Source organism: Salinimicrobium soli (genome assembly GCF_048323655.1).
GTDB lineage: Bacteria > Bacteroidota > Bacteroidia > Flavobacteriales > Flavobacteriaceae > Salinimicrobium > Salinimicrobium soli.
The window spans coordinates 15751-30615 of the sequence record NZ_JBLUWW010000005.1 but is presented as its reverse complement, the minus strand read 5'-3'; the positions used below and the strand labels follow the sequence as shown (position 1 = coordinate 30615).

Here is a 14865-nt window from a genome sequence, read left to right as displayed (position 1 = left end):
AACCTACTTTTCCATCACCTCAAAAAGAGGTTTACCGGTCGCCCCGCTTGGGAAGGAAATTCCCAGTAAAGCCGAGATCGTTGGCGCAATGTCAGTCACTTCGGTCCTCTCCAGAGTATTACCGCTTTTTATCCCTTTTCCGTAGAAGATAAGGGGAACATGCGTATCATAATTATGCCCGCTACCGTGTGTGGAGCCGGTCCTGGAGTAAGAAATAACGGAAGGCTCCAGAACAACAATCACATCACCACTTCTCTTTTGATTAAAACCATGATCAATAGCTGAGGCAATAGCTTCGGTATAACTGGTAGCCATCAGCTGATCTCGCGTGAAAACCTCGCTCACCAAATCGTACTGGAGAACATAGTCTGCAATAATTCGCTGTAGGTCTGAAGAATTTAATTCGTGCGTACTTATAACTTCAGCATCTAAAAAGATCTGGTTGTTGGAGATTTCTTTCACCAGACCTTCCACTCCATATTTTCCAGATAACCACGAATCCAAATCCTTCCTGAAAGTTCCGAAATCAAAATAGTTCGCAGGAATTTTCACTGATTGTAAGTAAGAAGGAACGTCTACTCCTCCATGATCTGCAGTGAGGAATAATGTATAGTTACCTTCGCCGACCTTCGCATCAAGAGCTTGCAGTAATTTTGCGAGATCGCGATCAAGACGAAGATAAGTGTCTTCAATTTCCTTGGAATTTACTCCGAAGTTGTGCCCCACATAATCTGTAGCCGAAAAACTAACAGTTAAGAAATCTGTGTCTGCATCCTGGCCAAGCTTTTCGGCTTCTATTGCAGCAATGGCAAAATCGGCAGTCAAACTATTTCCAAAAGGAGTAGCTTTTAAAATGTCATATCCACCGTTGGCATCTTTCAATTTTTTTAGATCATATGGAAAATCAGTTTTTTCCTTTCCGGAAAAACCTCCTTCAAAAAGGTTAATATCCACTCCGCTTTCTGCATAAGTAGTGATATCGTAAAGAGGAGTCCAGGTTTGAACATATTTATCGGCAATTCCGGAGGCATTAAAATCCTGAACCCACTTCGGAAGCTTTTCCATATAAAAACTACTGCTTATCCATTTACCTTCCTTTTTCCCGTTGAACCAATACGCCGCATTGGCAGTATGGCCGGCAGGCAAAATGGCTCCGCGGTCTTTTAAAGCTATTCCAATAGTCTTACCACGGAACTGTGTATACAGCCGGTTTTCATCAGCAACACTGGAGGTGAGTAGACGGTGTGGTGACATTTTACCGGCATCAGAAGTTGTTCCCACAGGTTCCACTGATGAATCACCCACACAATAAACCATTTTATCAGCATACCGGTCATACCAGTCATTCCCTACTATACCATGGGTTTCCGGCGCTCCACCCGAGAAAACGGAAGCATGTCCCGGCCCGGTATAGGTGGGAATATAATTGAAGTGGTGATTGCGGCAATTAAAGCCATCAGAAACTAACTTTTTAAATCCATTTTCTCCAAACCTGTCCCAAAAACGGGTAATATAGTCGTATCTCATTTGATCAACGACCACCCCAACTACAAGCTTAGGTTGCGCCCGAAGGTCTGAATCAGGATCAAAGGCTTTACTGGTATTTTGGGCACTTGAATTTGAAACAATCGTAAGTAGAAGAAAGAATTGAAAGAAATATTTCATTACTAGTAAATTTTGTACTCCAAAAATACAATTCTCTATACTTTTTAACTTTAAGTTAAGCTTAAAAACTTTGGATAAAAATTTTAGTATTTTAGCGCGAACAAAATCCTCAGATGAGTTACCTGCATTCCATTGGCGAATACTTTTTAATGCTTAAAGGCGTCTTTGGGCGAATGACTAAAAGGTCGGTTCTAACCAATCTTATTTTTAAGGAAATTGACGATCTCATCTTCAGCTCGCTGGGGATTGTAGCCTTTATCTCCTTTTTTATAGGAGGTGTTGTTGCAATTCAAACAGCTTTAAACCTGAACAACCCTCTGATCCCACGCACGCTGATCGCATTTGCGGCACGTCAGTCGGTGATCCTGGAATTTGCTCCCACCTTTATTTCTATCATTATGGCAGGAAAAGTGGGATCGTATATCACCTCCAGTATTGGAAGTATGAGGGTAACACAGCAAATTGACGCCCTGGAAGTGATGGGGATTAATTCCCTGAATTACCTCATTTTGCCAAAGATCATTGCTATGTTGACCTATCCGTTTATCATAGCTATTTCAATGTTCCTCGGAATATTTGGAGCATATAGCGCCGGCGTTTTCGGTGGCTTTGTTTCATCGCAGGACTTTATCGCAGGATTACAGGAAGATTTTATTCCTTTTCACCTGGTATACGCTTTTGTTAAGACATTTTTATTTGCCATGATCCTCGCCACTATTCCTGCTTATCATGGATATTACATGAAAGGCGGGGCTTTGGAAGTTGGGCAGGCCAGTACAACATCTTTCGTCTGGACCAGTGTGGTCATCATTGTCGCCAATTACGTTGTCACCCAATTATTGCTAAGCGCATGATAGAAGTTAAGAACATAAAGAAAGCTTTTGAAGGAGAAGAGATCCTTAAAGGGGTGAGCACAGTTTTTCCGAAGGGACAGACCAATCTTATCATTGGACAATCGGGAGCGGGTAAAACGGTATTCCTGAAGTGTCTGCTTGGACTTTTCAGACCCGATTCGGGAAAGATCCTCTATGATGGGCAACCTTATTCCTCTTTTACAGATGAAGAGCAACGGGAGTTGAGACAGCAAATGGGAATGGTCTTCCAGGGTGGAGCCCTCTTTGATTCCATGACTGTTGAAGAAAACGTAATGTTCCCTTTGAAGATGTTCACCAGGCAGAAATATCACGTAATGATGAAGCGGGTAAGAGAGGTGCTGGACAGGGTAAATCTTGCGGAAGGTCAACACCAAAAATTTCCAGTGGAGATCAGTGGAGGGATGCAAAAAAGGGTGTCCATCGCGCGGGCCATTGTGAACCGCCCGAAATACCTTTTTTGCGATGAACCCAACTCAGGTCTGGATCCACAAACCGCTACTGTAATAGACAACCTCATCCTGGAGATCACCCGGGAATATGATATTACCACTGTGATCAATACGCACGACATGAACTCGGTATTGGAAATTGGAGAAAAGATAGTTTTCCTTCAAAACGGAAATCTGGAGTGGGAAGGTGATAAAGATGTAATCTTTAAGACCGACAACAAAGCTGTTACGGAATTCGTTTATTCTTCAGATCTTTTCCGGAAGGTTAGAAAAGCACAACTCCAGGGACTTTAATCCACTGCCTGCACAGAGAGCGTATCAAGAGACAATCTCACCTGCAGCCACTTCTTCAGCTTGTTCATTTCACTTTGTCTCGAACTTCTTGATAGCGATTTTTTCCACCGCACATTGAAAGTAGGCACAGTATCAATTTTAGAGAAATTTGTGACCAGACTATTCGCATAGCTCATTTCTTCCAGATTGCTATAATTGATCTTGGCCTCTTTAGTAACACTTTCGAAAGGAATTCCCGAATTTCGGTAACGCACCAGCTCCTGTTCCAATAGACGGATCCTGGCATCTTTATCTTCTACCACCTGCTGATTCTTTAGGTACAGATCTTCCAGGATCCCGGCTTTTACTTCACTGCTAAGCCGTGCGGCCATTTCGGAACTCTGGTCGGTTCCCTGGTGTATGCGGAGGTTTGCTTCCTCCAACTCCGGAACTTCCTTTAACTCCCGCATCCACGTACTAATTATTGACTCCGGCACCGGTTTCCCAATGAGATAAACATCCACATACTTGGTTTTGTAATTTTGATCGAACTTGACAACTTCGGCACCGGGATAGGTGATCACATTTTTTACGAAATCTTTAGTCTTACTTCGAAATACCTGCTCACTCAGCAGGTTCACAAATAGAATTATACTGGGGATCATCACCAGAATTGCTATTAGCGATGCCAGCCTGGCCGTATTCTTTCTTCTTCTGCTGTTCACATATTTCACCAGCGGAAAACGAAGCAGCTTTGATACTACGAAGGTGGAAAGGGCAATGAAAACTGAATTAATAGAAAAGAGATACAACGCTCCGCCTGCATATTCCCAGTTCGCGATAGCAAGGCCATAACCAACAGTACACAGGGGCGGCATAAGGGCAGTAGCGATCGCCACACCCATGATCACACTCGCAATGGCCCCTTTCTTAGTCTTGGCAATGATAAGGGCTGTACCTCCAAAGATGGCCACGAGTACATCCAAAATAGTCGGATAGGTCCTGGCAACCAGTTCAGGGGTCGCTTCTTTAATGGGCGAAACCAGGAAATAGAGATAGGCAGTAAGCACACTTAAGCCGACCATAACTCCAAGGTTGACCAGAGAACGTTTTAGAGTATCAATGTCATTTATAGCCACCGAAAAACCTACTCCAACAATAGGACCCATCAATGGAGAGATCAACATCGCTCCGATCACCACAGCAGTACTACTAACGTTCAATCCGATAGAGGCTACAAAGATCGAGAACACCAGGATCCACGCGTTGTGCCCCTTAAAGGAAATGTCGCGCTTGACTGTCTCCATGGTGGTATCGCGGTCGGTATCCTCGTGGATGTCCAGAAGCTCCTTCACGAAAGCTCCCGTTTCCTTCAACATAACTTTAAAATTGAATCCCGATCGTGTGGGAAGATCTTGTGGAGTATTTGCCATTTTTCTAACCTAAGTGTTCACCAAATTTTTCCTGTACCCTGGTCCTGATCTCTTTGATCTCCTGCTCCTTCTCTTTCGGCACTATCAACAGCACCTCTTTTTCATCTACCACAATATAATCTGAGAGTCCGTCAACCACTATTACTTTATTTGAAGCAGAGGTAATTATATTTCCGGTAGAATTTTCAGCCATAATACGCGCATTGAGTACAGCGTTGTTTTCCCCATCCTTTTCGCTTTCCGTGTAAATAGAGCCCCAGGTGCCGAGATCATTCCAATCAAAACCTGCCGGAATGACGAAAACAGTTTCTTCCTCCTTTTCAATGATCGCGTAATCAATGGAAATATTTGTGGCTTTGTGGTAGGTGTCTTTGATAAAAAAGCTCTCCCGGGTGGTATTTAAATCGGCTGAACCGGAATTAAAAAGTTCAAAATCCTCCGGAAGATTTTTTTGGAAGGAACGGGTAATGAAATCCACATTCCAGATGAAGATGCCGGCATTCCACAGGTAATTTCCCTGCTTCAAAAAATCCCGTGCTTTTTCAAAAGAGGGTTTTTCCGTAAACTTTTTCACCGGCCGCACCTTCTTTTCTCCTGAAAATTCTATGTACCCGTATCCGGTATTTGGAAAAGTTGGTTTTATTCCAAGGGTTACAATTCTGTCTTCATTCCTGCAGAATTCGAAAGCATTCTTAATATCTGCAGAAAAAGCTTTTTCATCTTCTATCCAATGGTCGCTTGGTGCCATGACCATCACGGCATCAGGATCTTTTTTCTGAATTTTTAGAGCAGCCAGTAAAACTGCGGGCGCGGTATTCCGCATTTCAGGTTCCAGAACGATCTGCTCCTGGTGCACCTGAGGAAGTTGCTCTTTTACCAACCCGTTATAACCCTGATTGGTAAGGATGTAAATATTTTCTTCGGGTACAAGAGTTGAAAGTCTTTTAAAGGTAGTCTGGATAAGGGTTTCTCCGGTTCCTAAAAGGTCACGGAACTGTTTTGGTTTTTGAGCTGTACTTACAGGCCAAAAGCGGGAACCCACTCCCCCGGCCATTAGTACAGCAAAATTACTTTTATTGAGATCTTTCATTAGTTCGCAGTTCTTAATAATTCCACTTCAGCATTGGGCTGAAAAAGGTAAATTCTGCCGGTATTCACTTCCACGCATTCATAGCGTTTGATGCGTTTTTCGCCTTTTTTGAAGATCTTACCATTATATATCCGGAAGATGCTCCCTTTCGGAACTTCAAAAATGTAATTTTTATCATTCTCCTCATCAAACCTTTTAAGAGCTACCGAAAGATGCGCGTCGGTATCACTGCTGGCCTTCGGATTTTTAAAGTGTCGGGCAATTACCGGAAGTAACTCTGAAGGAAAGATCTCCGGCCGAATGAACGGAAGCATCAATTTTTGAAAGGTGCGTTTCCATTCCTGCCCGTGAGGCTTTATCTGGCGACCGTACAGTTCAAAAGCGGCAAGGTGGGCGATCTCATGGATCAAAGTTATCAGGAAACGGTATTTATTGAGGTTGGCATTTACAGTGATCTGGTGACCTCCGGAAGGCATCCTGCGGTAGTCGCCGTGGCGGGTCTTGCGCTCGTTGACGATCTTCAGGTGAATTCCATTGGATTCAATCAGCCCGAATACCGGTTCCACAGAATGTTCAGGAATGTATCTTTCCAGGATATGCTTCATATCAAGGGGTGCTACTAGAAACCTGCAAGAGTTTTCCGTTGTAATATTTTTGACCGCAGAGTGCAAAATCAGCAATGTATTCTGCCATTTCTTCAGGGGACACGGGTGCTTTATAACCCGGAAAGGCTTCGGCAAGCATCTCTGTTTGAACTGCCCCTAAAGCCAATACGTTAAACGAAGGTCCGCTTTCCTTATATTCTTCGGCCAGTAATTCGGTTAGTGTGATCACCGCTCCTTTACTGGAACTATAGGCAGAAAGACCCGGGAATTTCAAACTCCCCTGTACTCCGCCCATACTACTTATCGTGACCACGTGTCCATCGTTCTTCATTAGTGGAAGCACTTTACGGGTAAGAGCTGCTACTCCAAAAACATTGATCTTGTAGACTTCTTCAAATTCTTCGGAAGAAATATCTTCAAAAGGTTTATTTATAATAGCTCCCGCATTATGAATCAAAAGGTCAACAGTCTTCCACTCTTTTTCGAGATACTGCTGCACCTCTTTCAGATGCTTTTCTTTTGTAATATCAAATGAAAAGGTTTTTACCTTTTCCAGGCCAAGCTCTTTTACCGGTTGTTCATTTCGGGAAAGGGCCAGCACTTCATGGCCGGCGGCGGCAAATATCTTGACCAGTTCCAGCCCAATACCCCTGCTGGTTCCTGTAATTATTACTTTTTTCATTTCTCTAGCATCTTAATTTCTTTTTCAGGAGTGTTGGCTAACTCCATCAGAGGCAGCACCAGGCTCTCTGTGAATCTCTCCATATGAGCTGTGTCCATTTCAGAAAATTCATCGTCTACATGGTGGTAGTACTGATAATTCGTGAAATCAAAAGTGGAAACCGTATGGGAGGGCACGCCAAATTCTTTGAAAAAGGCATAATTGTCACTTCTCATAAACAACCTGTATTGAGCGGCTTCCGGAAGGAATCCTAACACCTCTTCCCCGGCAAAAGCATTGAATTTTTCTGCCAGATTTGATTTCTCAAATCCGGTGAGATATCCTAAATAATTTCTTCCCGTCATTGGAACTCCTACCATTTCAATATTGAACATGAGGTAAAGATCAATTTGATCTTTTTTAAGTCGGGCTGCCAATTCTTTAGATCCCAGCAATCCCATCTCTTCTGCTGAAAAAAGGGTGAACAAAAAACTCCTTTTTGGAGGGTGTGCAGCAAAATATTTGGCAAGTTCAAGAACTACGGTAGTGCCCGTGGCATTGTCATTGGCACCGTTGGCCAGAGAATCATCTCCCACTTTCTTACCGCTTCCAATATGATCGTAGTGTGCTCCAACCACAATAAACTCATCTTTGAGCTTAGGATCTGTTCCTTCAACATATCCTACAATATTGTAAGCATCAAGTTCTTTAATAGCGAAACTATCCCTATAGGTCTCAAAAAAGGGTTTTACATTGTTCTTTTTAAAGACCTCCTCTATGTAAGAGGCAGCTTTTTCTATTCCGGCTGTCCCGGCTTTACGCCCTTCCAGTTCATCGGAAGAAAGAAAAGAAAGAGTTTCAGAAATACTGGCTTCAGAAATAGCATTTTCAACCGCGATTTTTTCCGAAGGAGAATTAGAGATCACTCCTTCAGTTCTTATTTCTATTTGGGTGCTAGTTTGAGCTACGCATATTGCAGAAGTTCCAAAGGAAAGCATGAGCCCTAAAATGCTGTTTTTCATCATGAGGCTAAAGATAAAAAAATCCCACAATTAGTGGGATTTTCAATAGTTTGTTTGCAATGGATTTTCCTTATGCCAGCATAGTCACCGGATTCTCAATGTAATTTTTCAAGGTCTCCAAGAACGCTGCTCCGGTAGCCCCATCAACAGTCCTATGATCACAGGCCAAGGTAAGCTTCATAGTATTTCCGACTACGATCTGTCCGTTTTTCACCACCGGTTTTTCCACGATGGTTCCTACCGAAAGAATAGCGCTGTTTGGCTGATTGATAATACTGGTGAATTCGGTAATTCCGAACATTCCAAGGTTGGAAACAGTAAAGGTACTGCCTTCCATTTCCTGCGGCTGTAACTTTTTATTTCTGGCTTTACCTGCAAGTTCTTTCACATTGGCTCCAATTTGAGTCATGCTCATTTGATCGGCAAAACGCAGAACAGGCACCACAAGACCTTCATCTACCGCTACTGCCACACCCATGTGAATGTGTTTCGCAATTTTAGTAGTATCTCCGGTCCACTGTGAATTCACTTTTGGATGTTTTCTCAATGCCATTGCAGTCGCTTTAATGACCATATCATTGAAAGACACCTTTACATCTGGCAGCTCGTTGATCTGCTTACGGTTGGCCATGGCATTTTCCATGTCCACCTCTATCATAAGATAGTAATGCGGCGCATTGAATTTAGACTCTGCCAGTCTCTTGGCAATGGTCTTACGCATTTGAGAATTTTTGATCTCCTCAAAACTCTCTTCTCCAACAGGAGTATATGCTTGAACCGGTGCAGGAGCTGAAGGCTCTTTTCCTTCGGTTGCCGCTACCTGTTTAGTTGCAGCAGGTTTTTCTGAAGGTTTGTAAGCTTCAATGTCTTTTTTGACGATCCTGTTATTTTCTCCGGAACCTTTTACATCAGCAAGATTAATTCCCAGCTCTTCTGCCATTTTCTTGGCGAGAGGAGAAGCGAAGATGCGCTTCCCGTCTGAAGTAGTAGCTGAACTCTCAGAAGACTTCTCTTCCTGAGCCGGCTCTTCTTTTTTCTCTTCTGACTTCTTAGCAGCAGGTTTATCGGCGCCACCAGATTTCAGAATTGAAGAAACATCAGTTCCTTCAGGACCAATAATGGCAAGAATACTGTCTACCGGAGCAGTTTCACCTTCCTCAACTCCAATGTAGAGAAGAGTTCCGGAATAAAACGACTCAAATTCCATGGTAGCTTTATCAGTCTCGATCTCAGCAAGTATATCGCCTTCCTCAACTTTATCGCCTTTTTTCTTGATCCAGGTAGCAACAGTTCCTTCTTCCATGGTGTCACTTAGACGTGGCATTTTTACCACCTCAACACCTTCAGGAATTTCAGCCTCTTCTGAAGAATCCTCTTCCGAAGAAGTATCTTCAGATTCCTCTTTTTGAGTATCCTGTTTTTCTTCTTTTGCTTCTGAAGTTTTTTCCTCCTGTTTACTATCGTTCTCACCATTCAGAAGTCCGGAAATATCTTCTCCTTCTTCCCCAATGATCGCTAATAGAGTATCTACAGGAGCCGTTTCACCTTCCTCAATTCCAATGTGCAACAAGGTTCCTTCATAGAATGATTCAAATTCCATGGTAGCCTTATCTGTTTCGATCTCTGCCAGGATATCTCCCTCTTCTACTTTATCACCTTTTTGCTTCAGCCACTTTGCCACCACTCCTTCTTCCATGGTGTCGCTCAACCGCGGCATTTTAATAACTTCTGCCATAGCTTAGTCTAATTTATGAGGTAAAAACGGATAATCTTTTTGTTCATATACAACATCGTACATGGTTTGGATCTCTGGGAAATCTGATTCTTCAGCGAATTTTTCACATTCGGCAACCAGGTCCTTCACCCTCTTATCAATTTCTTTGATCTCTTTATCTGTAGCGTACTTGTTCTTTTTAATTATATCCTTCACCTGGGTAATAGGATCAATTTTTTGATATTCTGCTACTTCTTCTTTGGTACGATACTTTTGAGCATCACTCATGGAGTGCCCGCGATACCTGTATGTTTTCAGCTCCAGGAAGGTTGGGCCTTCTCCTTTTCTCGCTCTGGTGATTGCTTCATCCAAAGCTTCGGCAACCTTTTCAGGATTCATAGCGTCAACAGGACCGCAAGGCATATCGTAACCTAATCCCAGTTTCCAGATCTCGGTACTTTTTGAGGTACGCGCCACTGAAGTTCCCATAGCATACCCGTTATTCTCTACACAGAAAACCACCGGTAAATTCCATTTCACAGCCATAGTGAAGGTCTCATGAAGAGAGCCCTGTCTTGCAGCACCGTCACCTAAAAAGGTAAGGGTAACAGCATCACGCTTGAAATATTTATCTGCAAATGCAAGTCCGGCACCTAGAGGAATTTGACCTCCTACAATCCCATGACCTCCATAGAAACGGTGTTCTTTAGAGAAGATATGCATAGAACCACCCATTCCCTGTGAAGTTCCGGTCTTTTTCCCGTAAAGTTCTGCCATCACCCTTCGTGGATCCACGCCCATCCCTATTGGTTGTACGTGATTACGATATGCGGTGATCATCTTATCTTTCGAGAGGTCCATCACGTGCAGGGCACCAGCAAGAATAGCTTCCTGTCCATTATATAGGTGTAAAAACCCTCTTACTTTCTGCTGAATATAAACCTGGGCAAGTTTATCTTCAAACTTCCGCCAGAACAGCATGTCCTCATACCACTTCAGGTAAGTGGCTTTTGTAATTTTCTTCATTAACAACTAATTTTTTAAGGCTAAGCAATGCTTGCGCCAAGCGAACCACAAAAATACTATTTTCAACAGGAACTGAAAACAGTTTCTCCTGTAAAAACCTCGAAAACGTTATAAGTAGGAATTATCAAAGATCAGCGGCAGGAGATCTGATATGGAATTTGCTTTTACCACCTTCCCCTTTTCACCCATAAAATATATCTCTATAGGCTGCTTTTGCTTCACTTCGTATTCCGCAATTGCCTGTCTGCAAGAGCCACAAGGCGGGGTTGGAACCTCGACCGTATGATTTCTAGATCGGGCAGAAAGCGCCATTTTCAACATCTTTACTCCGGGGTATTTTGCCCCCGCATAAAATATAGCGGTCCTTTCTGCACAAAGTCCGGCGGGATAAGAGGCATTTTCCTGATTACTTCCGGTTATGACCTCTCCGTTTTCAAGGCTGATTGCAGCACCTACACTAAATTGTGAATAAGGAGAATAGGAAGATTCCCTTGCTTCTATTGCCTGCTGCATAAGATGCTGCACATCTTTAGGTAGCTCGTCTACCGAATCATAGACCTGAAGATCTGCACTAATTGTAATTTGTTTCATTTATTTTCTTTCTGAAGATAAAATCTCCCGCAACTTAATAAGCCCGGGAGTAGATCTGCTCAAATTTGGGAGAGCAAAGTTAACTAATATTGAGATAATTGAAGGTTCCTTCTTATTAATATACTTCGTTATAAGTTCTTCCGAAGTTAAAAGTAAGACCAAAGCGAAGTGTTCCCTCTAAAGGACTCACCACTTCTGAGGTAGAGAAAAGGTAAGAAATATCAATATTTACAACAGTGTATTTAAATCCGGCTCCAAAGGAGATGAACTGCCGGGAACCTTTTTCCGGGCTTTCGTGAAAATAACCTGTTCTTAAAGAAAAGACATCCTGATACACATATTCACCACCCAAAGCCCAGGTAATTTCTTTTAATTCTTCACTAAAACCATCAGGCGCATCTCCAAAAGATTTAAAGATCCCTTCTATTGCACCTATAGAATTGTATTCCTGATTATCTTCAGCATCTATATCACCGTCGCCGTCAAAGTCCTGCGGAGTAGGCACCAGGAATTTATTGAATTCGAGATAAGTTCCAATTCGATTATCGGCATCAAGAATAAAATCAAAACCACCTCCTAATTTTAGGTTTGTTGGAATAAAGTTCTCCTGACCTCCCTCATCGTATTTGATCTTGGGCCCGATATTCGAAATATTGATCCCGGCTCTCCACCGGCCGTCAAATTTTGTAAAATCTATTTGGCTGCTTCTATAAAAGGCAGCTACATCAACTCCAAAAGTATTCGCAGCAGTAGCATCGGGATCTACCGGAGCCAGTTTAAGATCAGAACGCAAATATCTTCCTGCAACGGCCATTGAAAAATGATCGCTCAATCTTAAGGCGTAAGACAGATCTAAAGTAAATTGATTAGGACTCAGGATAAGAGGATAAATTTCTTCCGGAGTATCACGGGCTTCAATGTTCCCCATACTAAAGTACCTGAAACTGGCTCCAAAGGCACTTCGGTCGTTAATTCTGTTGTAATAGGTAAGATTTCCAAGAAAAATATCATTTACCAGTTCACTCAGGTATGGAGTATAAGTTACTCCAAAACCTTGCTGGCTTTCAGCAAATACATATTTCGCAGGGTTCCATTGCTGAGAATATGCATCTACGGGAGTAGCTACTCCCTGGTCTCCCATCCCGGCCGCACGTGCATCAGCTGCAATTAAAAGAAACGGTACTGCTGTTGTGATCACCCGATCCTGCTCTTCCTGCGCAAAAGTCTTTGCATGGAACAAGAACACTGCACTAAGAAGTAAGAGTGATATTTTTTTCATAGAAATAGATAATTATTAACAAATATACCGGAAATCCCGTGACAAAATAATGAGAACCCCCAATTTCTAAATTTTATACTAACTTAACGTAAAAATTAACAGATGCTTGTGTGGGAAATTATAATTATTTCATAATATCCTCACATCAAACATATTAGTTGTTAATAAAGTAAAAATGAACAACTTAAAACGCATGTTTTTCTTCTGAATTTTGCTCAAAATATTATGCCGTGCACTAGTACCTCATTTTAAAATGGATAGCACAAAATTAGAAAATTGAGTTACTTTTGCTTTTTAAAGAATCAGGAGTGATTTCCTGAATTAAAAGACTGAAATTAAACAATAAACAAGGTAAGCAGGCGTTATTGTAAAGATTTACAGGAGAGTACGCTTATTTCAATATGCGGAAATAATCTTGAAAGTTATACGTTAATTACTATATTGCAAAGCCTAAATTGCTACAAAAGATATTGTGAATATGAGAAATAGTGTTGCCGTAAAAGCCTTTATGGTCCTCGCAGTCAGTGCCGGACTGTTTAGCTGTAACAACTCAAAGGACTATAAGAACAACTCGCGTGCTACCGGATGGGATATCAATTCCAAGGAAGGCGGGTTTACCTACAATGCCGATTACGACGAACAGGACGCAGGTCCCGGCCTGGTGTTTGTTGAAGGAGGTACTTTTACGATGGGAAGAGTCCAGGATGACGTAATGCACGATTGGAACAACTCTCCCACACAGCAACATGTCCAGTCCTTTTACATGGATGAAACTGAGGTTACAAACCTTATGTACCTCGAATACCTGGATTACCTTAAACGGGTCTACCCTCCAAGTGAGGAGCGATATAGAAACATCTACCACGGCGCACTTCCAGATACTCTCGTTTGGAGAAACAGATTAGGCTACAATGAGACCATGACCAACAACTACCTGCGTCACCCGGCTTATGCAAACTATCCGGTAGTGGGAGTTAGCTGGATCCAGGCGGTTGAATTCAGTAAATGGAGAACTGACAGGGTCAATGAGTTGAGATTGGAAAAAGAAGGATTTACCCTTGAAGGAGCACGTTTTGCTGCTGAACCGGGAGAAACATTTAATTCGGAAACCTATCTTAATGCTCCAAGCAAAGTTTATGGTGGAAATGATAGTATTGTGAGGGGTGGAAAGAAAGCCGATCGCTTCATGACCAAAGACAGCACCAACTTATATGTACAACGCAAGCATGGAGTTCTACTTCCTGAATACCGTCTTCCAACTGAAGCCGAATGGGAGTATGCAGCCCTTGCCCTGGTTGGTATCAGAAGCTATAATGTTTACCGCGGAAGAAAAAAATATCCATGGGACAGCCAGTACACTAGATCCGGAAACGCGAAGACCCGGGGAGACCAAATGGCCAACTTCAAACAAGGAGATGGGGATTATGGTGGAATTGCCGGTTGGAGCGATGATGGTGCTGATATCACTGCGGAAGTCAAATCTTACGAACCTAATGATTTCGGACTTTACGACATGGCCGGAAACGTTGCCGAGTGGGTAGCTGACGTCTATAGACCAATCGTAGATGACGAATTCAATGACTTTAACTATTATCGCGGAAATGTTTATACCAAACACGCCATCACTGAAGACGGAACCGTTGAAGTTTTAGGTGTGGATCAGATTGAGTATGATACCTTGAGTAACGGAAAGATCGTAGCCAGAAATCTTCCCGGAGAGATCAAAACAGTACCTATTACTAAAGAAGACACTTACCTGAGACCAAACTTCAACGAAAGTGACAACAGGAATTTCCGTGACGGTGATCTAAGTTCTACGAGATACTATGACAACTTTGAAGAGGTAAACGATCCAAATAAGAGGATGTACAATTCTCCTGTTCACACCGCTACAGTTGACAGCACCGGAGGCGCTAGCCTACAGTATGACACTTCGACTGCGAGAACAACATTGATCGATGACAACGTTAGGGTCTTCAAGGGAGGTTCGTGGAGAGACAGGGCTTATTGGTTAGATCCGGCGCAGAGAAGATTCTTCCCTCAAGATATGGCTACAGACTATATTGGATTTAGAAATGCAATGTCTCGTGTAGGATCAAAATCCCTTAAAAAGAACAAAACAGCAAAGAATTAATTCCTGCTAAAATATACTTCTGAAGCCCTAATTAAATTAGGGCTTTTT

The 14865-nt window shown here is 42.5% G+C and carries 13 protein-coding genes; 3 read left to right on the top strand and 10 right to left on the bottom strand.

The genetic code is table 11. The features are described 5' to 3' along the window. Window positions 1–3: 3 nt before the first annotated feature. Window positions 4–1665 carry an alkaline phosphatase PafA gene (gene pafA, locus ACNORC_RS13495; RefSeq protein ID WP_418336195.1) on the bottom strand — a complete coding sequence of 554 codons (1662 nt, stop codon included), beginning with the start codon at window positions 1663–1665 and terminating at the stop codon, window positions 4–6. 113 nt (window positions 1666–1778) lie between these two features. Here pafA and ACNORC_RS13490 point away from each other — a divergent pair, with 113 nt between their 5' ends. Together ACNORC_RS13490 and ACNORC_RS13485 are read left to right on the top strand one after the other, a co-directional pair. Further along, the gene (locus ACNORC_RS13490; protein ID WP_418336194.1) at window positions 1779–2519 is read left to right on the top strand and encodes an MlaE family ABC transporter permease; all 741 of its coding nucleotides are present in this window, start codon (window positions 1779–1781) and stop codon (window positions 2517–2519) included. Next, window positions 2516–3283, top strand: a complete 768-nt coding sequence (locus tag ACNORC_RS13485; RefSeq protein ID WP_418336193.1) for an ABC transporter ATP-binding protein — start codon at window positions 2516–2518, stop codon at window positions 3281–3283. Before ACNORC_RS13490 ends, ACNORC_RS13485 begins: the two co-directional genes overlap by 4 nt. Here ACNORC_RS13485 and ACNORC_RS13480 read toward each other — a convergent pair. The 9 genes from ACNORC_RS13480 to porV form a co-directional block, all read right to left on the bottom strand. Beyond that, entirely contained in the window at window positions 3280–4695 is a 1416-nt protein-coding gene (locus ACNORC_RS13480) for a DUF389 domain-containing protein (RefSeq protein ID WP_418336192.1), read from the bottom strand. The genes ACNORC_RS13485 and ACNORC_RS13480 overlap by 4 nt on opposite strands. A 4-nt stretch (window positions 4696–4699) precedes the next feature. Continuing rightward, window positions 4700–5785 carry a mannose-1-phosphate guanylyltransferase gene (locus tag ACNORC_RS13475; RefSeq protein WP_418336191.1) on the bottom strand — a complete coding sequence of 362 codons (1086 nt, stop codon included), beginning with the start codon at window positions 5783–5785 and terminating at the stop codon, window positions 4700–4702. After that, window positions 5785–6390, bottom strand: coding sequence for a SprT-like domain-containing protein (locus tag ACNORC_RS13470; protein ID WP_418336190.1), 606 nt, complete (start codon window positions 6388–6390; stop codon window positions 5785–5787). The genes ACNORC_RS13475 and ACNORC_RS13470 overlap by 1 nt, the downstream gene beginning before the upstream one ends. Before the next feature lies 1 nt (window position 6391). Then, window positions 6392–7072, bottom strand: coding sequence for an SDR family NAD(P)-dependent oxidoreductase (locus tag ACNORC_RS13465; RefSeq protein WP_418336189.1), 681 nt, complete (start codon window positions 7070–7072; stop codon window positions 6392–6394). After that, window positions 7069–8076 carry a M28 family peptidase gene (locus ACNORC_RS13460; protein ID WP_418336188.1) on the bottom strand — a complete coding sequence of 336 codons (1008 nt, stop codon included), beginning with the start codon at window positions 8074–8076 and terminating at the stop codon, window positions 7069–7071. The genes ACNORC_RS13465 and ACNORC_RS13460 overlap by 4 nt, the downstream gene beginning before the upstream one ends. 67 nt (window positions 8077–8143) lie before the next feature. After that, on the bottom strand, window positions 8144–9808 hold the full coding sequence (locus ACNORC_RS13455) for a pyruvate dehydrogenase complex dihydrolipoamide acetyltransferase (protein WP_418336187.1): 1665 nt from the start codon (window positions 9806–9808) through the stop codon (window positions 8144–8146). A gap of 3 nt (window positions 9809–9811) precedes the next feature. After that, window positions 9812–10813, bottom strand: a complete 1002-nt coding sequence (pdhA, locus tag ACNORC_RS13450) for a pyruvate dehydrogenase (acetyl-transferring) E1 component subunit alpha (RefSeq protein ID WP_418336186.1) — start codon at window positions 10811–10813, stop codon at window positions 9812–9814. A 108-nt stretch (window positions 10814–10921) separates the two neighbouring features. Next, complete coding sequence (gene cdd / locus ACNORC_RS13445) at window positions 10922–11404, bottom strand: cytidine deaminase (protein ID WP_418336185.1); 483 nt, start codon at window positions 11402–11404, stop codon at window positions 10922–10924. Window positions 11405–11519: 115 nt separating this feature from the next. After that, window positions 11520–12683 (bottom strand): type IX secretion system outer membrane channel protein PorV, encoded by a 1164-nt coding sequence (gene porV / locus ACNORC_RS13440; protein ID WP_418336184.1) that lies wholly within the window; start codon window positions 12681–12683, stop codon window positions 11520–11522. Between the two features lie 478 nt (window positions 12684–13161). On the opposite strand from porV, the gene gldJ reads away from it, so the two are divergent. Beyond that, on the top strand, window positions 13162–14817 hold the full coding sequence (gene gldJ, locus ACNORC_RS13435) for a gliding motility lipoprotein GldJ (protein WP_418336183.1): 1656 nt from the start codon (window positions 13162–13164) through the stop codon (window positions 14815–14817). Window positions 14818–14865 lie beyond the last annotated feature (48 nt).

Bases quoted from the DNA above. Each gene is read 5' to 3' on its own strand.
- pafA (WP_418336195.1), bottom strand. From the start codon at position 1,665: ATGAAATATTTCTTTCAATTCTTTCTTCTACTTACGATTGTTTCAAAT.
- ACNORC_RS13490 (WP_418336194.1), top strand. From the start codon at position 1,779: ATGAGTTACCTGCATTCCATTGGCGAATACTTTTTAATGCTTAAAGGC.
- ACNORC_RS13485 (WP_418336193.1), top strand. From the start codon at position 2,516: ATGATAGAAGTTAAGAACATAAAGAAAGCTTTTGAAGGAGAAGAGATC.
- ACNORC_RS13480 (WP_418336192.1), bottom strand. From the start codon at position 4,695: ATGGCAAATACTCCACAAGATCTTCCCACACGATCGGGATTCAATTTT.
- ACNORC_RS13475 (WP_418336191.1), bottom strand. From the start codon at position 5,785: ATGAAAGATCTCAATAAAAGTAATTTTGCTGTACTAATGGCCGGGGGA.
- ACNORC_RS13470 (WP_418336190.1), bottom strand. From the start codon at position 6,390: ATGAAGCATATCCTGGAAAGATACATTCCTGAACATTCTGTGGAACCG.
- ACNORC_RS13465 (WP_418336189.1), bottom strand. From the start codon at position 7,072: ATGAAAAAAGTAATAATTACAGGAACCAGCAGGGGTATTGGGCTGGAA.
- ACNORC_RS13460 (WP_418336188.1), bottom strand. From the start codon at position 8,076: ATGATGAAAAACAGCATTTTAGGGCTCATGCTTTCCTTTGGAACTTCT.
- ACNORC_RS13455 (WP_418336187.1), bottom strand. From the start codon at position 9,808: ATGGCAGAAGTTATTAAAATGCCGCGGTTGAGCGACACCATGGAAGAA.
- pdhA (WP_418336186.1), bottom strand. From the start codon at position 10,813: ATGAAGAAAATTACAAAAGCCACTTACCTGAAGTGGTATGAGGACATG.
- cdd (WP_418336185.1), bottom strand. From the start codon at position 11,404: ATGAAACAAATTACAATTAGTGCAGATCTTCAGGTCTATGATTCGGTA.
- porV (WP_418336184.1), bottom strand. From the start codon at position 12,683: ATGAAAAAAATATCACTCTTACTTCTTAGTGCAGTGTTCTTGTTCCAT.
- gldJ (WP_418336183.1), top strand. From the start codon at position 13,162: ATGAGAAATAGTGTTGCCGTAAAAGCCTTTATGGTCCTCGCAGTCAGT.